Source organism: Mesorhizobium sp. M2E.F.Ca.ET.209.01.1.1, from assembly GCF_004010375.2.
In the GTDB taxonomy this organism is placed as follows: Bacteria; Pseudomonadota; Alphaproteobacteria; order Rhizobiales; family Rhizobiaceae; genus Mesorhizobium.
In genome coordinates, this window is sequence record NZ_SADP02000014.1 from 62,854 (window position 1) to 82,574 (window position 19,721).

Below are 19,721 nucleotides of genomic sequence, written 5' to 3' on the forward strand. Positions count from 1 at the left end.
ATGGGCGCCACGCCAAAGCTATCCCGTCGCGCCGTCATATTCGGCTCCGCCGCCTTTGCCGGTGGCGTGGCCTTCGGGTCCTATGGTCGCGCCGAGGAGACCTCCGCCTCTCCCGCCGCGGTGAATCCTCTGGCCGCGAACCTCGGCCCGGACTCGGTCGCTTTCAATCCATGGGTCGAGATCAGCCCCGACAGGATCACGCTCATTGCGCAGCATGCCGACATCGGACAAGGCGTTGGTTCCATCCAGCCGGTGATGATCGCGGAGGAACTGGATCTGGACATCGGTCAGTTCGAGGTCCGTTTCGCCGGGCCCAGCCCCGCCTACTTCAACACCGGATTCGCGCACGAGCTCGCCCCCTTCATGGCGGCGGACCAGAGCCTTGAGGCCGAGAAGGGGCGCGCGGCTGCGCTGGAATGGCTGAGGCAGTCGGGCCTGCAGATGACCGGAGGCTCGAGCGCGATCCCAGATACCTACGAAAAGCTGCGCGTCGCCGGCGCGGTTGCACGCGAGACGCTGAAGGCTGCCGCGGCCAGGCGCAGCGGCGCCGCCGTCGCCGACATTCGCACCGAGGCCGGCCACGTCATCCTGCCGGACGGGACGAGGATCCCATATGGCGCGCTTTCGGCCGAAGCGGCGAAAATACCGCCGGTCACAAACGTCAAGCTGCGCGACCCATCGCAGTGGCGCCTGATCGGCAAACCGATGGAGCGGCTCGACATCCGCGCCAAGGTGACGGGCGAAATTGTTTTCGGCATCGATCGCAAGATGGACGGCATGGTCTATGCGGCGGTCAAGCTCAATCCCCACAAGGGCCAACCGATCCGGTCGTATGACGCGGGCAAAGCGCAATCGATGCCCGGTGTTCGACAGATACTCAAGCTGTCGAACGGCGTAGCGGTCATCGCGACCAACAGCTGGTATGCGATGCAAGCGGTGGACCGTGTCGAGTGCATTTGGGAACCATCGAAGTACCCGGCCGAGCAAGCGGGGCACTGGGACATCGTGCGTTCCTCCTTCACGCCGGAATTCCTCGCCAAGCAGTGGCGCAACGACGGCGATGTCGATGCCGGTTTAAAAGAGGGGACGTTGCTCGAGGCGGAATATCGAGCGCCCTATGTTGGCCACCAGCCGCTGGAACCGCTCAACGGCATTGGCATCGTGACCGACGACAGGATGGAAATCTGGGTTGGCCACCAGTCGCCGCAATCGGTGCAGTACATTGCGGCCAAGGCAATTGGCATGAAGCCCGAACAGGTCACCTTCCACAATGAGTGGTCGGGCGGAAGCTTCGGCCACCGCCTGGAATTCGAAAACGTCAGAGCGCTTGCCGAGATCGCGAACCAGCTGCGCGGAACGCCGGTGAAGATCGTCTTCTCGCGCGAGCAGGACTTCCTTCAGGATATCCCGCGGCAGATCGCGATGGGCAGGTATCGAGGCAGCGTCAAGGACGGCAAGATCGTGGCTGCCGATGTCCAGGTGGCGTCAACGCCTCCCTTCAAGCAGCTGCTGGAGCGGATGGATATGCCGCCGAATGCCCCGGACGGCCAATTGGCCGTGGGCATCTGGAACGTGTACTACGACATCCCGAACTACCGTGCGGCGAGTTTCGAGGTGCAGGGTGTGTCGCCGACTACCACCTGGCGGTCGGTTGGCGCTTCGGCCAATGGTTTTTTCACCGAGAGCTTCATCGACGAACTGATCCATGCGGCCGGGCTCGATCCGCTCCAGGCGCGCATCGATATGTGCAAGATTCCCATCTACCGGACGCTCCTGCAAACGGTCGGCGACATGGCCGGCTGGAAGGGACCGCTCGGCAACGGAAAGGGCCGCGGCGTCGCCTTCGTCGAGGCCTTCGGCACGGCAGTTGCCGAGATCGTCGAAGTGACCATGACGGATTCCGGCATCAGGATCGACAAGGTCTGGGTGGCAGCCGATGTCGGCAAGATCGTCGATCCCGTCAATTTCGAGAACCAGGTGCAGGGCGGCGTTGTCTGGGGTCTCGGCCACGCCATGAACTGCGAACTCACCTATGCAAACGGGTCAGTCCAGCAAACCAACTACAATCACCACGAAGCCATGCGGATGTATCAGTGTCCGGTGATCGAGGTGCGCGGGCTGGAGAACGACTACACGGTGCGGGGCATCGGCGAACCGCCGGTACCGCCGGCGGCGCCGGCGCTCGCTAACGCCATCTTCGCCGCGACCGGCAAGCGCATCCGCGAAATGCCGTTCAACAAATTCATCGACTTTGTTTGAGAGGGGGCGGTCATGGACAGAGCTTTGATTGCCGTCGCAGTTGCTGTTTCGATAATGGCCCCTCTTACGGTGATGGTCTACGCAAAAGGTGAAGGTTCGCGGGATGCGCTGCCGTCGGGCAGCGTCAGCCGTGCGGCAGGTCTGGAAGCATGGAAGCGGATCGAGGCGGTTGTTACCCATCCGCGCTGCGCAAATTGCCATGTCAACGCCGGTGGTATTCCGATTTGGACGCCTGCCGGTGAAAGGAAGGATCGTGTCCATGGCATGAATATCCATGGCGGCATAAGTCGGACTGGTGCCGAAGCCATAGCGTGCTCGACCTGCCATATGACCTCTACCCTGCCGAACGACCCGGCGCCTGCGCCGCCACGAGCAGGAATCCCTTGGCAATTGGCTCCCGTTGAATTCCTTTGGTACGGCCAGAGCGGCACCGAGATTTGCAAACAGCTGCGAGATCCGGCCCGTAATGGCGGCCGCGACGCCGTCGCCCTGCTCGATCATCTTCGGCACGATGCATCGTTAAGCGGGTTTATTCCGCGAGGCTGGGAGCCTGGGGAGGGTCGCAGCACGCCACCCGGAACCTTCGAGGACCACGTGAAGGACATGGCCGAATGGGGAGCCGCCGGGCAGCCATGCCCGGAATGAGGCTGCTTGGTGCGGACGAAAGGCTGCCGTTGCCGTCATTTCGGCCGGCTAAGACCGATGAGGTGGATCTATGTTTTAGAAGGCCTATGAGGCTCAATGCAGGGCAACGAAACTTGCTCCCTCCAGTGTGCCGCGTGAGAACCAGACACTCGCCCTTCTCGCGCTGACGCTGGGCAGCTTCTGCATCGGCACGGCCGAGTTCGCGAGCATGGGCATCATCCAACTGTATGCTGCCGATCTTGGGATCGATATTCCGACCGCTACGAACGCGGTCACCGGCTACGCCTTCGGGGTCGTGCTTGGGGCGCCACTCGTTACGCTCGTCGCAGCCAAGCTAAATCGGCGCACTCTCTTGCTCTGTCTGATGGGACTTTGGGTCGTTGGAAACGTCCTCTCGTCGATGGCGAGCAATATCGGCCTGTTTACGGTTGCCCGGTTCATAAGCGGCATGCCGCAAGGCGCTTACTTTGGAGCGGGAGCAGTTTTGGCAGCCTACTTCTTCGGCGCGGAACGAGCAGGAAAGGCCTTTTCGCTCGTCATGACCGGACTGACGGTAGCAACGATCTTTGGATCGCCGTTGGCAACGTTCCTGGGTCAGGCGCTCGGCTGGCGGAACACCTATCTCGCGGTGGCTGCACTGGGCGCCGTCGCATTCCTTGCACTGTTCCTCTTCGTTCCGAGCTCCGAAGCCCTTCGCGGAGGCTCGGTCGTGCACGAGCTGTCGGCGCTGCGGCGGTGGGATGTCTGGGCGATGATCATCGTCGCGGCCTTGGGGATATCGAGCATTTTCGCGGTCTATGCATTTATCGGGCCGCTGGTCACCGATGTGGTGCAGCTCGATCCATCCACGATACCATTGGCGCTCGGCGTCTTTGGTGTCGGTATGACGGCCGGCAATTTGGCCGGCGGGTATCTGGCAGACAATTTTGCATTCCGCGGTCTGGTCCTCGGATATGCGCTCACGCTCGCGGTGCTGGTTGTTTTGTCGAGTCTTGGAAGCCACGCATGGGTTTTCTTTCCCTGCCTATTTGCCGTGGGTGCCGCAATGATGGCAGCAATTCCAACCATTCAAGTGCGCATGACGCACTTCGCCCCCGAAGGTCCAACGCTTATGGGGGCGATGAACCTTGCCGCCCTTAACGTGGCGAATGCCCTCGGGGCTTGGGGCGGCGCACTGGTTATCGCAGCGGGATACAGTGTCCTTTTCTCACCGCTTGCCGGATTCGTGCTGACCGCCGCCGGCTTGTTCGTTTATGCGGCCACGCTTTCGCGCCGCGCCGTGACTACACCGGCTGAATGACCAGCGACTGGGGAAGGGAAGTATGACAAACCTGGCTCGTCATCCCAGATACGGCCAGATGTTCCCCGTTGGACAAGCCGGGAGAGGCGAGGAGCTAAGTGCTTGAATATTTGGTGCCGCTTGCGTGACTCGAACACGCGACCCCATCATTACGAATGATGTGCTCTACCAACTGAGCTAAAGCGGCCCGGGAAGCGTCAGGCTTCCAGAATGGGCTGCGTGATAGACTCAACCGCTCGCTAATTCAAGATGGGCAGCGGCGAATTCCGGCCTCTTTGCCGGCAATTCCCATCTAGGGTTACCGCGCAACGGCAGCGGCCGCAGCGCGCGGTGGCGTGCAAGCCGGCTGCTCTGCGGCTGCATCGCCCGTGGTGCTCGTGACGAAAAATGTTGATTCTCCAGCAAAAAACCCCGAAATGGCGTTGGATACGCCGGCAAGGCAGCCGCTCGCCCGTTGATCGATTGGCCGCCTGCGGCTAACGATCAGGGAACCGTGAGCGAACGCGCAGAGGGAGCTCGCTTGGACCCCATCGAGAAAGCTATCCGCAATGCCTTCGAGAAAGGCAATGCCGAAGACCGGGCGTTCCGAGAGAAGGTCTATCGATCGGCTTTTGCCGCGCTCGACCGCGTCCTGCAGGCCAATCCGAACATCACGGTGGAGGCCGCCATCAGCCGCCGCAAGGCGGTGCAGGCCAAGATCACCGAGATCGAATCCGAGTTCCTGCCGGCCGTCCCCGATGTGACGCTGCCGCCGGAAAATGTCGTGCCGGCCGGCAATGGCGCGCCGGCGCCCCGCGTCGAAGCGCCTGCCGTTTCGGCCGCGCCTTCGGTCGACGCGCCGCTGCCGCCGTCGCCATCAGCAAGCTCACCCTCGATCACCGTCGACGGACCGGTGCAGCCAGATGCCTCGGACCAGCCGCGTTCGCGCGTGCTGCCGCGCGTGCCCGACATCATGCCGGACGAGACGGCGCTCCCCGATGCGCCGTCGCTCGATGATTCGCCGGGCGCTCCCGTCGGCAACGGCGCCGAGGTCGCGCCCGATCGCGATGAGCGGCGGATCAGGGGCCGGCGCTTGCCGCTCACCGCGATCTTCGTCGTCGCCACACTGCTCGCCGCCGCCGGCATCGGTCTCTACTTCGCCAAGCAGACCGGTGTCTTCAAGACGGCGGCCGAGCTCAACACCGGCCCGCCCGAACCGACGCCGACGCTGGACGATGAGGACTCCTCGGAGCCCGCTGACACCGGCTCGCCGCAGAAGCCGGGCGAGGCGGACCAGTCGAAGAACTGGATCAACGTCTTCTCGCCCGCCGACCCGACCCATGTCAGCGCGCCATCCGATGCCGGCGCCGAGGTGATGAAGGACGACACCGGCCAGTTCCTGCGCATCCGCTCGGGCGCTTCCGGTTCGGCCATTGCCTTCGATGTCGGCCAGGGCGTGCTGGAGAAGCTTGTCGGCAAGCACGCCATGTTCGACGTCGTCGCCCGCTCGGAAGAGGGCAAGGAGACGCAGATATCGGTCGACTGCAATTTCGGCGATCTCGGCGATTGCGGCCGGAAGCGCTACGCCGTCGGCCACGAGCGCAATGAATATCTGTTCGACGTGCAGTTCCCGGATAAGCATCCGGGCGCCGCCGGCACCATCGCCATCAACTCCGATTTCGACAAGCAGGGCAAGTCGGTCGATATCTACGAGATACGCGTTTCGATCGCGCAGTGATCCGTGCGCTCTACCTATCAACGCTGGCGCCGCACCCCACCCGGCGCTTCGCGCCGACCTCCCCATCGAGGGGAGGTAGAAAGTCGCGCCAACCCCTACCTTCCCTCGATGGGAGGTCGCGCCGCAGGCGCGGGCGGGGTGACAGCGCCGACGTCGGAATTTTAGCCCTTAGCCATCCAACAGCGCCTGCAGCGTCTCGATGCGGTCGGCCTCGGCGGCCGGCTTGTCCCAGCGCAGCCGCGAGATGCGGGGAAAGCGCATCGCGACACCCGATTTATGCCGGGTCGAGCGGTTAAGGCCTTCGAACGCCACTTCCAGCACCAGCCCGTTCCGGCGGTCGGCGCGCACCGAGCGCACCGGTCCGAAACGCTCGATCGTGTTGTCGCGAACATATTTGTCGATCTCTCTCAGCTCCTCGTCGGTGAAGCCGAAATAGGCCTTGCCGACCGGCACCAGCTCTTCCGAGCCCTCGGGGCCGGACCAGACGCCGAACGTGTAGTCTGAATAGAAGCTGGAACGCTTGCCGTGGCCGCGTTGCGCATACATCAGCACCGCGTCGATGGTGTGCGGGTCGCGCTTCCACTTGAACCACGGGCCCTTCGGCCGGCCGGCAAGGTAGGGCGAATCCCAGCGCTTCAGCATCACCCCTTCGATGATCGGATGCGGCGGCGCCTGGCGCAGCCGTTCCAGCGTCTCCCAATCGGGGAACGCGACCAGCGGCGAGAGATCGAAGCGGCTGGGATCGAGTGTCTTGACGAACGCCTCCAGATGCTTGCGGCGCTCGGCGAAGGGCAGCGTACGCAAATCCTCGCCATTGATCTGCAGCGCGTCGTAGCAGCGCATGAAGGCCGGATATTGCTGCTGGATCTTTGGCGACACGCTCTTGCGGTTCAGCCGCTGCTGCAGGTCGGAGAAGGTCCTGGTCGCCTCGCGCGGATCGCCGACCAGCAACTCGCCGTCCAGCGCCGCTTCGAAAGTCATCGCCGCGGCAAGGTCCGGGAAGGCGCCGGACACGTCGTCGCCGGTGCGCGAATAGAGCCGGCGCACGCCACCCTCGCACACTGCCTGCACACGGATGCCGTCCCACTTCCACTCCGCCGCATAATCGGCCGGGTCGAGCTTTTCGAGGTCGCCATCGTCAACGGCGTTGGAGAGCATCACCGGCCGGAACAGTGCAAGTGCCGCGCTCTTCGGTTTTTCCGCCCGGCCTTCCAGCCAGGCGAACAGTTCAGTGTAAGGCGGCGCGAGCCCGTGCCAGAGTTCCTCGATCTCGGCGACATCGACCTTGCCAAGATCGGCCAGAGCCTGTTTGGCGAGCCGCGCCGACACTCCGATGCGCAGGCCGCCGGTCACCAGCTTGATGATGGCGAAGCGCGCCGAAATGCTGGCGTCGTCGAGCAGCCGCGCCAGCACCTTCGGCCCGTCGGAGCGGCTGGCGGCCTGCAATTTGCCAACCACCTCGGCAAGTGTCGGCACCTGGTTGGGGATGTGGCCTTGCGGCTGCGGCCAGACCAGCGACACGGTCTCGGCGAGGTCGCCGACATAGTCGTAGGAATAGCCGAACAGCACCGGATCCATGCGCTCGACCACCAGCGCGCGCAGCATCGCCGGCTTCACCGCCGCGATGTTGAGATCGCCCGTGATCGCCGCCAGCGCCAGCCCGCGATCGGGGTCCTCGACGCTTCGGAAATAATCGGTGAGCAGCGTCAGCTTGCCGTTGCGCGACGGCGTCAGCACCAGACGGTCGAGGAGCTCGGCGAAGCGGTTCATGATGGTGCGCGCAATGCAAATAGGCGAGGTTTGCGTTCCTTCGCGCCCCCCTCTGTCCTGCCGGACATCTCCCCCACAAGGGGGGAGATTGGCAGTTTCGGCGCCTCGCTCATCGCTCCAATGTTGGAGATTGGCGAAGGCTCGTGTGACGTCTGATCTCCCCCCTTGTGGGGGAGATGGCCGGCAGGCCAGAGGGGGGCGCCGTAGAGCGCGACGCTAGCGATTGTCGAAACCACTTCGGCCATCAATCGCCCTCGTCCTCATACCCGACCAGATGCAACGGCCTTGCCGCGATCCCCTCCAGTTCGCACCAGCGCACCAGTGCTTCTTCGCGGCCATGCGTGACCCAGATTTCTGCAGCACCCGTTTCCTTGATCGTGATGATCAGCTCGTCCCAGTCGGCGTGGTCGGAAATGATCAGCGGCAGCTCGACGCCGCCTTGCTTTGCCCGCTGGCGGATGCGCATCCAGCCCGAGGCGAAGCAGGAGATCGGGTCCGGAAAACGCCGCGCCCAGCGATCGGCGAAAGCCGAGGGCGGGCCGACGACGATGGCGCCGGCGAAATCGGCCTTGCTGCCGGTTTCCACCGTCGCCGGCTCCAACACGCCGAGATCGATGCCCTGGCTTTGATAATATTCGCTGAGCTTGGCCAGCGCGCCGTGGATATAGATCGGCCTGTCGTAGCCGGCGTCGCGCAGCAGCCGCATCACGCGCTGCGCCTTGCCGAGCGCGTAGGCGCCGATCAGGTGCGAACGTTCGGGAAACTGCGCCGCCGATTTGAGCACGCGCGCGATCTCCTCATGGTCCGGCGGATGCCGGAACACCGGCAGGCCGAAGGTCGCCTCGGTGATGAAGACATCGCAGCGGATGGGCTCGAACGGCAGGCAGGTGGCGTCCTTCTGCCGCTTGTAGTCGCCGGAAGCGACGATGCGCATGCCTTTGTGTTCGACGCAGATCTGCGCCGAGCCCAGCACATGCCCGGCCGGATGGAAGGTGACGGCGACGCCGTTGATGTCGAGCGTTTCGCCAAGCGCTGCGGCCTGCGTCGTTCCGGCGAAATCCTCGCCATAGCGCAGCCCCATGATGTCGAGCGTTTCCTGTGTGGCGAGCACCGAGCGGTGGCCGGAGCGCGCATGGTCGGAATGGCCATGCGTGATCAGCGCCCGCTCCACGGGCCGCACCGGATCGATGAAGAAATCGCCGGACGGGCAATAGAGGCCCTCCGGCCGGGATTTGAGCAGGTCGCTGGCGCGCATCGCTCCAAGATAGTGGCTAAATTCAGCGCGGGAAGCCCGTTGCAAGAGACTGCTGACTCATCTTAAAGCCAGCCGCCGGCGGCCCGCGCCGGCTGGATATTTGCGCAATGAAACCGCTTCAGGCCTCGTCCGGTGATTTGAACGCCGACCGTCGCGCCGATTTCGCCGAGATGCTGCTCGCCTCGGGCGAGCCGGCGCAGGCGGCGGAGCTCCTGCTCGGCGCGCTGGAGCTGGCGCCGCGATGGGCCGCCGGCTGGTTTCGCCTCGGCGAAATGCAGGAGGCGGCCGGCCGGCTCGATCAAGCTGCGCAGGCCTGGGCCATGACGCTGAAGCTGGATCCCACGGATCGCCTTGGCGCCGCGCTCAAGCTTCAACTGATCGGCAAGGCGCCCGCGGCTCCGGCGCCTCCCAGCGCCTTGTCGAGACCTTGTTCGATCACTACGCCGACAGTTTCGAGGACTCGCTTGTCGGGAAGCTGGGCTATCGGCTGCCGAATTTTCTGAGCCAGGCCATCCGCAAGGCAAGGCCCGGCCGGTTCCGGCTGGCCATCGACATCGGCTGCGGCACCGGCCTGATGGGCGAAAGGCTGCGCCCGTTCGTCGACCGGCTGGAGGGCTACGACATCTCGGCCGCCATGCTGAGGAAGGCGAAAGCCAAGGGCATCTACGACCTGCTGGCCAAGGTCGACCTTCAGCATTTCTGCCACTCCGGCGACGGGGCCGACCTCGTGGTCGCGGCCGACGTGTTCATCTATCTGGGCGCCCTCGAACGCATCGTCGGCGCGGTGGCGGGCACGCTTGCCGAGGACGGCCTGTTTGCCTTCTCGCTCGAGACGCTTGCCGGCGGCGATTTCGCCCTGCGGCCGTCACGGCGCTACGCCCATTCCGAGGCCTATGCGCGGCGCGTGCTCTCTGCCAGCGGGCTGGCGGTGCTGTCTCTGGAAAGCATGGTTATCCGGCACGACCGGCGCGATCCGGTCGAAGGCCTGGCCATCGTGGCCGGCTTCCCCGCCGCATTTGCCGAGGTGAGCAATCCGGCACCCGCATGAACCCGACCTTGCTGCGAAAAAGCCTGAATGGCATGGTCGGGGTGGCGCGGGGCAGACATCACAAGGAGAAATCCATGCGCTGGACCGTGGTTGTGTTGGCGTCTTGCCTGATGATTGCCGGCCTGACGGTCGCCGGCTGTGTCGGCGGCACGTCGATGGCCGAGCGCCAGGACGAGGACGTTCGATCCTCATTGCAATATGACGATGTGCCTTGCGATCAATTGCTGGCGCAGCGCAACCAACTGGCGCAGCAGAACAATCTGCCGATCACGGCCAAGCCGAGCTTCTCCAATCCGGCGATGGGCTTCGGCCCGTTCACGCCGGATATGCGCTCCAAGGCTGAGCGCGCCACCAACGAGGCGAGCGGCGAGATCGACGCCATGAACCGCTCGATCGAGCGCCGCGACTGCGGCAAGCCGAAGAAGAAGGAGACGTTCGGGCTGCCCGGCTCCACGCCGTCCTGAGCGTTCGATATTCGGTATTCGGCTTAACGCTCTGCTGGATCGACGAGCGTTCGGTCGCGCTTGAAAGACCAACAGATGAAACTCTCAGACCTCGGCGACCGCATCTGTATCCTGGGACCATCCAACAGCGGCAAGTCCACCCTTGCCAACGCGATCGCGCGCAAGCGCGGCTTGGAAGCCGTCCACCTCGACGTGCTTCATCATCTGCCCAATACAGATTGGGAGCCGCGTTCAAGGGACGAATTCATTGCCCTGCACGACGCCGCAATTGCCGGCAAGCGCTGGGTCATGGACGGAAACTATTCGGTCTGCATGCCGCAGCGCTTTCGGCGGGCGACAGGCTTGATCCTGCTGGATGTCTCCACATCGACGAGCTTGTTGCGTTATTTTCGCCGAACGCTGTTCGAGACCACGCGGCATGGCGCGTTGGAAGGCGGGCGCGACAGCGTCAAATGGGACATGATCCACCATATCGCCGTGGTGCAGCCAAGAAATCGCAAGCACTACAGCGCCATGTTTGACGAGCTCGACCTGCCGAAGCTGCAGCTATCCTCGGTGAGTGCAGTCAAGCAGTGCTTCCACGAGTGGGGTTTGACCCTGAATTAATACCCGGCTTCGCGGTCGACCAGGTTTTCGAGCTTTTCGCCGCGCTCGAACGCATCCATCTGCCGCAACATGGCTGGCACCAGATGAGCCGGATCCGATGTCGCCGCCGCATGCGGCGTGATAAAGACTTTCGGGTGGCTCCACAGCGGGCTGGTCTTCGGCAACGGCTCGACCTCGAACACGTCGAGGCTCGCTTCCTTCAGCGTGCCGTCGTCCAGCGCGCGCAATATGTCGGCGTCCTTCTGCAGGCGTCCGCGACCGGCATTGATCAGCACGGCGCCGCCAAGCCCGTTGCGCCGGCGCAATTCCTTCAGCAGCCCATAATTCACGATGCCCTGGGTTTGCGGCGTGAGCGGCAGGAGTACGACGAGGATGTCGGTGGCGTTGAGGAAAGGGATCAGCCCGGCTTCGCCGGCATAGGTCGAAACACCTTTCATCGGCCGCTCTGTGCGCGACCAGCCGTTCACGGCGAAACCGAGCGACAAAAGCACCGATGCCGCCGCGCGGCCGAGATGGCCGAGGCCCATGATGCCGACGGAAATGTCGCCGGCCGGGCGCTGCAGCGGCTCGTGCCAGATCTTCTTCGGCTGCTGTGCCCGGTAGAGCATGCCGTGCCGATGGTGATCGAGCACCCGCCAGACGACATATTCCGTCATGTATTGGGTGAGATTGTCGGCGACGACCCTGACGATCGGCACGTCGGGCAGGCCGGGATCGGCAAAGATATGGTCGACCCCGGCGCCGACCGAGAAGATGGCTCGCAGGTTGGGCAGCCCGGAGAGCAGGTTCGGCTTGTGCTTCCACACCACCGCGTAGGCGATCGAGGGATCGTTGGCGCCGGCCGGCTCCAGCACCACCTCGCGCTCGGCCGCCAGCAGTTGATGCCAGCGCTGCGGATGAAACGCCGTGACGGCAAGCAGGATTTTGCCTTTTTCCATTTGCGGATTCAGTCCTTGTTACGTCAATCCAGCCGAGCCTATTCGCTGACCACGCCGGTCGGCGCCGTCTCGATCTTGAAGGCCGCCGCCATCAGCGCGCGCGTGTAGTCGGTCTGCGGGCTGCCGAAGATCTGTTCGGAAGGTCCCGCTTCGACGACCTTGCCATTGCGCATGACGATGACGTCATTGGCAAGGGCGCGGACGACCTTGAGGTCGTGGCTGATGAAGAGATAGGCGAGATTGTGCTTGGCCTGCAGGTTGCGCAAAAGGTCGACCACCTGCGCCTGCACGCTCATGTCGAGCGCCGAGGTCGGCTCGTCGAGCATGACGAAGCGCGGATTGAGCACCATGGCGCGCGCGATCGCCACGCGCTGGCGCTGGCCGCCGGAGAACTCGTGCGGGTAGCGATGGCGCGTTTCGGGATCGAGGCCGACCTCGTTCAGCACGGCGACCACCTTGTCGTCGCGCTGGTCGGGCGAGAGCTTCGGCTCGTGGATCTTCAAGCCTTCCTCGATGATCTCCGAGACCGACAGGCGCGGGCTGAGCGACCCGAACGGATCCTGGAAGACGATCTGCAATTCGCGCCTGAGCGGCCGCATGGCGCTGAAGGAAAGCTGGTTGATGTCGCGTCCGTTGAAATTGATCGCCCCCGTCGAAGAGATCATGCGGGCCAGCGCCAGGCCTAGCGTCGTCTTGCCGGAACCGGACTCGCCGACCACGCCGAGCGTCTGGCCGGCGCGCACGGTGACGTCGATGCCGTCCACGGCCTTCACATGGTCGACGGTCTTGCGGAAGAAGCCTCGTCTGATCGGGAACCAGACCTTCATGTCCTTGCCCGTCATGACGGCCTTGGCGCCCGGGTCTGCCGCAGGCGGCTTGCCCTTCGGCTCGGCGGCCAAGAGATGCTTGGTGTAAGGATGTTGCGGGTTGGCGAAGATCTCCTTGGTCGGCCCGGTCTCGACGATCTTGCCCTTGGTCATCACGCAGACACGGTCGGCGATCTTCCTGACGATGCCGAGGTCGTGGGTGATGAACAGCATCGACATGCCCTTGCGGCTTTTCAACTCCGCGAGCAGTTGCAGGATCTGCGCCTGCACGGTGACGTCGAGCGCCGTCGTCGGCTCGTCGGCGATCAAAAGCTCCGGCTCGTTGGCTAAAGCCATGGCGATCATGACGCGCTGGCGCTGGCCGCCGGAGAGTTGGTGCGGATAGGCGTCGAGACGTTTTTCAGGCTCGCGGATGCCGACCTCGTTGAGCAGCTCCAGCGTGCGCGCGCGGGCCGGCGCGTCGCGCATGCCTTGATGCAGCTGCAACACCTCGACGATCTGCTGCTCGACCGTGTGCAGCGGGTTGAGCGAGGTCATCGGCTCCTGGAAGATCATGGTGATCTTGTTGCCGCGCACGCCGCGCAACGCCTTCTCATTCATCGCGAGCAGGTCGGCGCCACTGAACAGGATCTTGCCCGAGGGATGGCTGGCGGCGGGATAGGGCAGAAGCTTCAGCACCGACAGCGCCGATACCGATTTGCCCGAGCCGGATTCGCCGACCAGGGCAACCGTCTCGCCCTTGTCGATGTCGAACGAGATATGGTCGACGGCGATCGATTGCTTGCCGCCCTGCGCGAAGGCGACGCTCAGATCTTGGACGGACAGCAGGGCTTCGCTCATTTGAACGTCTTGCGCGGATCGAAGGCATCGCGCGTCGCCTCGCCGATGAAGACTAGCAGGGACAGCATCAGCGAGATGACGATGAAGCCGGATATGCCGAGCCAGGGGGCGTTGAGGTTGCGCTGCGCCTGTTTCAGCAATTCGCCGAGCGAGGCCGAGCCTGGCGGCAAGCCGAAGCCGAGATAGTCGAGCGAGGTCAGCGTCGAGATCGAGCCTGAGAGCAGGAATGGCAGGAAGGTCAGCGTCGCCACCATGGCGTTCGGCAACAGGTGCCGGAACATGATGGTGAGGTTTGGCACGCCGAGCGCGCGGGCCGCATTGACATACTCGAAGTTACGGGCGCGCAGGAATTCGGCCCGCACCACGCCGACCAAGGCCACCCACGAGAACAGCAGCATCAGGCCGAGCAGGATGAAGAAGCCGGGCGGCAGGATGGCCGAGACGATAAGCAGCAGGTAGAGCACCGGGATCGCCGACCAGATTTCGATGAAACGCTGGAAGAGAAGGTCGGTCCAGCCGCCGAAATAGCCCTGCACCGCACCGGCCGCGACGCCGATCAGCGATGACCCGAGCGTCAGGATCAGCCCGAAGAGAACCGAGATGCGGAAGCCGTAAAGCACGCGCGCCAACACGTCGCGGGCCTGATCGTCCGTGCCCAGCCAGTTCCAGTTGCCGACGGTGCAGTTCTCGTCGGCCTCGCCTTTCGGATACTGGCTGCAGCGCGTTTTCTTGTCGTAGAGCCAGGATGGCTTCGCCGGGGCCGGTTCCGGAATGGCGTTGTTGACCGTCTGATAGGAGTAACGGACCGGCGGCCAGATCATCCAGCCATTGGAATTGATCTCGTCCTGGATAACCGGGTCGCGATAGTCGGTGACGGCATAGAAACCGCCGAACTTCTCCTCCGGATAGGCGACCAGGACCGGAAACAGGATCTCGCCCTTGTAAGAGGCGATGATCGGCTTGTCGTTGGCGATCAGTTCGGAAAACAGCGACAGCACGAACAGGAGCAGGAAAATCCAGAGCGACCAGTAGCCGCGCCGGTTGGCCTTGAAGTTCTGCAACCGCCTCTGGTTGAGCGGCGACAGAAATGGCCTGCGGGGCCTGGCCGGTGCGCTTTCGATCGCAGCCTCGGCCATCAGATGTCTCTCCGCTCGAAGTCGATGCGCGGATCGACCCAGGTGTAGATCAGGTCGGACAACAGGCCGACGAACAGGCCAAGCAGCGAGAAGATGTAGAGCGTGGCGAACACCACCGGATAGTCGCGGTCGATCACCGACTTGAAACCGAGCAGGCCGAGGCCGTCGAGCGAGAAGATGTTCTCGATCAGCAGCGAGCCGGTGAAGAAGGCCGAGATGAAGGCGCCGGGAAAGCCGGCAATCACGATCAGCATGGCGTTGCGGAAGACGTGGCCGTAGAGCACCTTGCGCTCCGACAGGCCCTTGGCGCGCGCCGTGACGACATATTGCTTGCGGATTTCCTCAAGGAAGGAGTTCTTGGTCAGCAGGGTCGTCGTCGCGAAAGCCGAAAGCACCAGCGCCGTCAGCGGCAGCGTCATGTGCCAGAAATAGTCGGCGATCTTGGCGGGCCAGGAGAGCTGATCCCAATTGTCCGAAACGATGCCGCGCAGCGGAAACCAGTCCCAGAACGAGCCGCCGGCGAACAGCACCATGAGCATGATGCCGAACAGGAAGCCGGGAATGGCATAGCCGACGATGACGACGCCGCTGGTCCAGACGTCGAAGGTCGAGCCGTCCCTCACTGCCTTGCGGATACCGAGCGGGATCGAGATCAGATAGGATAACAGTGTGATCCACAGGCCGATGGATATGGAGACCGGCATCTTCTCCAGGATCAGGTTCAGCACCGAAATGTCGCGGAAATAGCTGTCGCCGAAATCGAAGCGGATATAGTTCCACAGCATCATGCCGAAGCGCTCGAGCGGCGGCTTGTCGAAGCCGAACTGCTTTTCCAGCTTCTTGATGAATTCGGGGTCGAGCCCCTGCGCGCCTCTATATTTCGAGCCGACGTCGCCGGCAACGTCGAGATTGCCGCCGCCACCGGCGTCGCCGCCACCGCTGCCGAGGCGGTCGTTGCCGCCCTGGTTGGTCAGCCGGGCGATCACCTGCTCGACCGGGCCGCCCGGCGCGAACTGGATGACCGCGAAGGAGATCGCCATGATGCCGAACAGCGTCGGGATCATGAGAAGAATGCGGCGCAGGATATAGGCGCCCATCAGGCGTCGGACTCCGCGCAAAGGTTCATGTCACGCTTTGCCAATCTTTGCCGCCTTGCCCTTGTCGACCCACCACAGCGCCTCGACCGGAAAGCCGAAATCGGGTTTCTGTTCGGGGAAGCCGAACATGTCCCAATAGGCGCTTCGGTGATTCGCCAGATACCAACTTGGAATCCAATCGCGCCGCGCGCGCAAGGCCCTGTCCAACGCGCGCATGGCGGTGGTCAGGCTCTCACGGTCCTTGGCGGCGCCGACGGCATCGATCAACGCATCGACCGCCGGACTTGCAACGCCCGACAGGTTGCGCGAGCCCGACACAGTGGCGCTGCGCGAGTGGAAGAAGATTTCCAGATCGTCGCGGGTCGGCGTGGCGCTGAAATTGAAGGCGGCCGACAGCAGGTCGAAATCGAATGTCGATTGCCTGAGCTGGTATTGCGCCGAATCCACCAGACGGATCGAGGCATCGATGCCGATGGCCTTCATGTTGGCGACCCAGGGCGAATAGACCTGCACGAAGGTTTCGTCGTCGACCAGGAATTCGGCGGCCAACCGCCCGCCCTTGTCGTTGAGCACGAAATCGCCGGAGCGCTTCCAACCAGCCTCGGCGAGCAGCTTCAGCGCTGCGCTCAGTTGCTTGCGGTCCCGCCCGGACCCGTCCGATGGTGGTTGCGTCACCGCCTCGCCGAAGGTCTCCGGCGGCAGTTGGTCGCGCAGCGGCTCCAGCAGCGCCAGCTCCTGCGGCGTTGGCATGCCCGCGGCCCGGAAGTCGGATCTTTCGAAGCAGGATTGCGAGCGCTCATAGGAGCCATAGAAGAAGTTGCGCCGCGTCCATTCGAAATCGAAGCAGAGCGCGATCGCCTGTCGCACGCGCGGGTCCTTGAATTGCTCGCGCCGCTGGTTGACCGCGGTCGCCTGCATGGAAGGTGTGGTCTCGGCCGGGAACTCATGCTTGATCACCTTGCCGGCGGTGAAGGCCGGAAAGTCGTAGGCCGTCGCCCAGACTCGTGACGTAAACTCCTCGCGGTAGAGGATCTCGCCCTTCTTGAAGGCCTCGAAGCCGGCCGTGCGATCCTGGTAGAATTCGATGCGGATGCGCCCGAAATTGTTCTGGCCGCGGTTGACGGGCAGGTCGTTGCCCCAATAGTCGGCCACGCGCTCATATTCGATCCAGGCGCCCGCCGACCAGCGCCCGACCTTGTAGGCGCTTGAGCCGAGCGGCGGGTTGAGCTGGGAGGAGTCGAAGGGATTGGCGGTGAAGAAGGCCTTCGAAAGGATCGGAAAACCGACCACGTTGAGGATGGTGCGGGCCGACTGCTTGCCGGAGAATTTGAGCTCGACCGTGTGGGTATCCTTCGCCACCGCATCATCCAGATGCGTCAGCGACAGCGCATAGTCCGGATGCCCTTTGTCCTTGAGCAGCTTATAGGTGAAGGCGACGTCGTCGGCGGTGAGCGGCGTGCCGTCATGGAAGCGTGCCTGCGGGCGCAGCGAGAAGGTGAAGACGTTGCGATCAGCGGAGATCGTGACGCCGTCGGAGATCAATCCATAGACCGCGTCCGGCTCGTCGAGCGCCCTCACCATCAGGGAATCGAAGCACATTTCCATGCGCTGCGGGGAATCGCCCTTGGGGACGAAGGAATTCAGCGTGTTGAAGGTCTGCGGGCTCTGGTTTTGGCCCCAATTGGGCGGCGAGAAGTTGAAGGTGCCGCCTTGTGGCGCGTCGACGTTGACATAGTCGAAATGCGTGAAGTCGGGTTTGTATTTCAGGTCGCCGAAGGCCGACAGGCCGTGCAGCTTGACGCCGGTCGGGGTGTCGGCGAAGGCGCGGCCAGGAAGCAGCGCGGCAGCCGTCGCCGCGATGCCGAGCGCCAAGAAGTCGCGGCGAGGAAGCGAAGTCCGCCGCTCCATCAATTGAGGCCCTTGTATTTGGCGGCCAGCGCCTTTTCCTTCGCTGGGTCGATCCACCAGGAATCGATATCGGCGCCGAGATACGCTGGCTGCTTTTCCGGCATGCCGAACTTGTTCCAGTAGGCATACCAGACAGCCGAGCGATAGTACTGCGGCAGAACGTAGAAGTTCCACAAAAGCACCCGGTCGAGGGCGTGGGTGGCGGCGACAAGGTCGGCGCGATCGGTGGCGAAAATGATCCGATCGATCAGGGCGTCGACGACCGGGTCCTTGATGCCCATCAGATTACGCGATCCCGGGGTTTCTGCTGCCTTCGAACTCCAGAATTCGCGCTGCTCGTTGCCGGGCGATTCAGATTGCTGAAGTACCGTCGTCACCACGTCGAAGTCGAAATGATTGATACGGTTGATGTATTGGGTCTGGTCGATGATGCGTAGGGTGGCGTCAACCCCAATCTTGCGCAGGTTGGCGATGTAAGGGCTGGAGATGATCTGGTCGGTATCGTTCGAACCCAGTATCTCGAACTTAAGCGGTTGGCCGGTCTTCGCGTTGACCATCTTGCCGCCTTTGATCTGCCAGCCGGCCTGAGCAAGAAGATCAACTGCCTGTTTGAGGTATTTCCGCTCAGCCTGAGGCGAGTCGTAGACAGGCAGCTTGAACTCCTGCGTAAACAATTCGAGGGGCAGCTTATCGCGATACTTCTGCAGGATATCCAGCTCCTTGCCTTGCGGCAGCCCGCTTGACGCCAGTTCGGTACCCTGGAAATAGCTCGATGTTCTGGTGTTGAAACCGAAAAACAACGTCCTGTTCATCGTCTCGAAGTCGAAGGGCAGAGTCAGAGCCTCACGCACCCTGCGGTCCTGGAAAAGCGGTCGCCGCTGGTTGAATACGAAGCCCTGCATCGGCTGCGCATGCTCGCTCTCGAAGGTTTTCTTGATCACGTCCCCAGCCTTGAAGGCCGGGAAGTTGTAGAACGTCGCCCATCTGCGCGAACTCATCTCGCGATGAGTGTCGTCAAGTCCACCTTTGGTGAAGGCCTGCCATGCGGCGTTGTCGTCGAGGATGTAGGTGAAGTGTTGCGTGTCGAAATTCTCGCGGCCGATCTTCACCGGCAGCTTGGCCCCCCAATAGTAGGGCACCCGCTGCCAGACGATCTCCGAACCGGGCCTGAAGCTGGCGATCTCATAGGCGGCAGAGCCCAGCGGCGGCTCCAGCGTCGGCCTAGTGATGTCACGCTTCTTGCCGCTTGCATCGGTGCCTTCCCACCAATGCTTCGGCAAAACGACGAGATCGCCGAGGATCTTGGGCAGCTCTCGATTGCCCTTCTGGTTGAAATGGAACTCGACCTCGCGATCCGAGATCGCGACCGCCTCGGTCACGTTCTCGAAATAACGGTTGTATCTGGGGCTGTTGGCCTTCAGCACCTGGAATGACCAGACCACGTCGTCGACGGTGATCGGCTTGCCGTCATGCCATTTGGCGCGCGGATCGAGACGGTAGGTGGCCGAGGAAAAATCGGCAGGGTACTTAAAGGCGTCTGCGACCAGCGGATGGCTGACGCTACCTTCGTCGGTAGCCTGTTCCATCAGCGTGTCGTAAAGCAGGCCGCCACCAAAATCGGCGAAGCCGGCGGCGGGCGACCCTTGCACTATATAGGGGTTGAAGCTGTCGAAAGTCCCTATAGCGACGGCATTGTAGGTGCCGCCCTTGGGCGCGTCGGGATTGACGTAATCGTAACGCTGGAAATTCTCGCCGTATTTGGAAGGTCCGATCAGCGACGACGTCGTGCGCCACTCGTCGGCGAACCCGGCCTGCAGGCTGGCGGCGAAGGTGAGCGCGAATGCCGATGCGAAAAGCGTGCGGAAGCGGCCGACCGTCATGCGTTCTCCTCGTCGCGAACTTTGCTCACCC

14 protein-coding genes, 1 tRNA gene and 1 pseudogene are annotated in these 19,721 nt (G+C 63.2%); 7 read left to right on the forward strand and 9 right to left on the reverse strand.

The features are described 5' to 3' along the window. The 3 genes from EN852_RS23810 (at position 1) to EN852_RS23820 (ending at position 4,204) form a co-directional block, all read left to right on the forward strand. Positions 1–2,259, forward strand: coding sequence for a molybdopterin cofactor-binding domain-containing protein (locus EN852_RS23810; protein ID WP_127877504.1), 2,259 nt, complete (start codon positions 1–3; stop codon positions 2,257–2,259). Between the two features lie 12 nt (positions 2,260–2,271). Next, positions 2,272–2,904, forward strand: coding sequence for a hypothetical protein (locus EN852_RS23815; RefSeq protein ID WP_127877506.1), 633 nt, complete (start codon positions 2,272–2,274; stop codon positions 2,902–2,904). Positions 2,905–3,031: 127 nt separating this feature from the next. Beyond that, entirely contained in the window at positions 3,032–4,204 is a 1,173-nt protein-coding gene (locus EN852_RS23820) for an MFS transporter (RefSeq protein ID WP_246694368.1), read from the forward strand. Positions 4,205–4,315: 111 nt separating this feature from the next. Here the strand turns inward: EN852_RS23820 and EN852_RS23825 are convergent. Then, positions 4,316–4,391, reverse strand: a tRNA-Thr gene (locus EN852_RS23825). 333 nt (positions 4,392–4,724) lie between these two features. On the opposite strand from EN852_RS23825, the gene EN852_RS23830 reads away from it, so the two are divergent. Next, entirely contained in the window at positions 4,725–5,921 is a 1,197-nt protein-coding gene (locus EN852_RS23830) for a hypothetical protein (RefSeq protein WP_189546134.1), read from the forward strand. 168 nt (positions 5,922–6,089) lie between these two features. Here the strand turns inward: EN852_RS23830 and EN852_RS23835 are convergent, their stop codons facing one another. Both EN852_RS23835 and EN852_RS23845 read right to left on the reverse strand, forming a co-directional pair. Further along, positions 6,090–7,691, reverse strand: coding sequence for a cisplatin damage response ATP-dependent DNA ligase (locus tag EN852_RS23835; protein ID WP_127877510.1), 1,602 nt, complete (start codon positions 7,689–7,691; stop codon positions 6,090–6,092). A 244-nt stretch (positions 7,692–7,935) separates the two neighbouring features. After that, positions 7,936–8,946: a ligase-associated DNA damage response exonuclease gene (locus tag EN852_RS23845; protein ID WP_127877512.1), complete on the reverse strand. Its 1,011-nt coding sequence runs from the start codon at positions 8,944–8,946 to the stop codon at positions 7,936–7,938. 107 nt (positions 8,947–9,053) lie between these two features. Between EN852_RS23845 and EN852_RS23850 the strand changes: the two are divergent. The 3 genes and pseudogenes from EN852_RS23850 (at position 9,054) to EN852_RS23860 (ending at position 11,064) form a co-directional block, all read left to right on the forward strand. Beyond that, positions 9,054–9,994, forward strand: a pseudogene (locus EN852_RS23850) (methyltransferase). A gap of 74 nt (positions 9,995–10,068) precedes the next feature. Further along, positions 10,069–10,458, forward strand: coding sequence for a hypothetical protein (locus tag EN852_RS23855; protein ID WP_127877514.1), 390 nt, complete (start codon positions 10,069–10,071; stop codon positions 10,456–10,458). Positions 10,459–10,533: 75 nt separating this feature from the next. Next, on the forward strand, positions 10,534–11,064 hold the full coding sequence (locus EN852_RS23860; protein ID WP_127877516.1) for an AAA family ATPase: 531 nt from the start codon (positions 10,534–10,536) through the stop codon (positions 11,062–11,064). On the opposite strand, the gene EN852_RS23865 is transcribed toward EN852_RS23860, so the two are convergent. Genes EN852_RS23865 through EN852_RS23890 form a run of 6 tightly spaced genes read right to left on the reverse strand, consistent with a single transcriptional unit; the run spans position 11,061 to position 19,690 of the window. Beyond that, complete coding sequence (locus EN852_RS23865) at positions 11,061–12,002, reverse strand: glyoxylate/hydroxypyruvate reductase A (RefSeq protein WP_127877518.1); 942 nt, start codon at positions 12,000–12,002, stop codon at positions 11,061–11,063. The two genes, EN852_RS23860 and EN852_RS23865, sit on opposite strands and share 4 nt — an antisense overlap. A gap of 38 nt (positions 12,003–12,040) precedes the next feature. Then, positions 12,041–13,669 carry an ABC transporter ATP-binding protein gene (locus EN852_RS23870; RefSeq protein ID WP_127877520.1) on the reverse strand — a complete coding sequence of 543 codons (1,629 nt, stop codon included), beginning with the start codon at positions 13,667–13,669 and terminating at the stop codon, positions 12,041–12,043. Then, positions 13,666–14,805: an ABC transporter permease gene (locus tag EN852_RS23875; RefSeq protein WP_095819277.1), complete on the reverse strand. Its 1,140-nt coding sequence runs from the start codon at positions 14,803–14,805 to the stop codon at positions 13,666–13,668. Before EN852_RS23875 ends, EN852_RS23870 begins: the two co-directional genes overlap by 4 nt. Next, positions 14,805–15,902 carry a microcin C ABC transporter permease YejB gene (locus tag EN852_RS23880; protein WP_127867594.1) on the reverse strand — a complete coding sequence of 366 codons (1,098 nt, stop codon included), beginning with the start codon at positions 15,900–15,902 and terminating at the stop codon, positions 14,805–14,807. Before EN852_RS23880 ends, EN852_RS23875 begins: the two co-directional genes overlap by 1 nt. A 30-nt stretch (positions 15,903–15,932) precedes the next feature. Continuing rightward, positions 15,933–17,810: an extracellular solute-binding protein gene (locus tag EN852_RS23885; protein WP_127877522.1), complete on the reverse strand. Its 1,878-nt coding sequence runs from the start codon at positions 17,808–17,810 to the stop codon at positions 15,933–15,935. Further along, on the reverse strand, positions 17,810–19,690 hold the full coding sequence (locus EN852_RS23890; RefSeq protein WP_127877524.1) for an extracellular solute-binding protein: 1,881 nt from the start codon (positions 19,688–19,690) through the stop codon (positions 17,810–17,812). The genes EN852_RS23885 and EN852_RS23890 overlap by 1 nt, the downstream gene beginning before the upstream one ends. Positions 19,691–19,721 lie beyond the last annotated feature (31 nt).

What these genes read in the sequence shown, in the direction of transcription:
- EN852_RS23810 (WP_127877504.1), top strand. Translation starts at nt 1, where the DNA reads ATGGGCGCCACGCCAAAGCTATCCCGTCGCGCCGTCATATTCGGCTCC.
- EN852_RS23815 (WP_127877506.1), top strand. Translation starts at nt 2,272, where the DNA reads ATGGACAGAGCTTTGATTGCCGTCGCAGTTGCTGTTTCGATAATGGCC.
- EN852_RS23835 (WP_127877510.1), bottom strand. Translation starts at nt 7,691, where the DNA reads ATGAACCGCTTCGCCGAGCTCCTCGACCGTCTGGTGCTGACGCCGTCG.
- EN852_RS23845 (WP_127877512.1), bottom strand. Translation starts at nt 8,946, where the DNA reads ATGCGCGCCAGCGACCTGCTCAAATCCCGGCCGGAGGGCCTCTATTGC.
- EN852_RS23855 (WP_127877514.1), top strand. Translation starts at nt 10,069, where the DNA reads ATGCGCTGGACCGTGGTTGTGTTGGCGTCTTGCCTGATGATTGCCGGC.
- EN852_RS23860 (WP_127877516.1), top strand. Translation starts at nt 10,534, where the DNA reads ATGAAACTCTCAGACCTCGGCGACCGCATCTGTATCCTGGGACCATCC.
- EN852_RS23865 (WP_127877518.1), bottom strand. Translation starts at nt 12,002, where the DNA reads ATGGAAAAAGGCAAAATCCTGCTTGCCGTCACGGCGTTTCATCCGCAG.
- EN852_RS23870 (WP_127877520.1), bottom strand. Translation starts at nt 13,669, where the DNA reads ATGAGCGAAGCCCTGCTGTCCGTCCAAGATCTGAGCGTCGCCTTCGCG.
- EN852_RS23875 (WP_095819277.1), bottom strand. Translation starts at nt 14,805, where the DNA reads ATGGCCGAGGCTGCGATCGAAAGCGCACCGGCCAGGCCCCGCAGGCCA.
- EN852_RS23880 (WP_127867594.1), bottom strand. Translation starts at nt 15,902, where the DNA reads ATGGGCGCCTATATCCTGCGCCGCATTCTTCTCATGATCCCGACGCTG.
- EN852_RS23885 (WP_127877522.1), bottom strand. Translation starts at nt 17,810, where the DNA reads ATGGAGCGGCGGACTTCGCTTCCTCGCCGCGACTTCTTGGCGCTCGGC.
- EN852_RS23890 (WP_127877524.1), bottom strand. Translation starts at nt 19,690, where the DNA reads ATGACGGTCGGCCGCTTCCGCACGCTTTTCGCATCGGCATTCGCGCTC.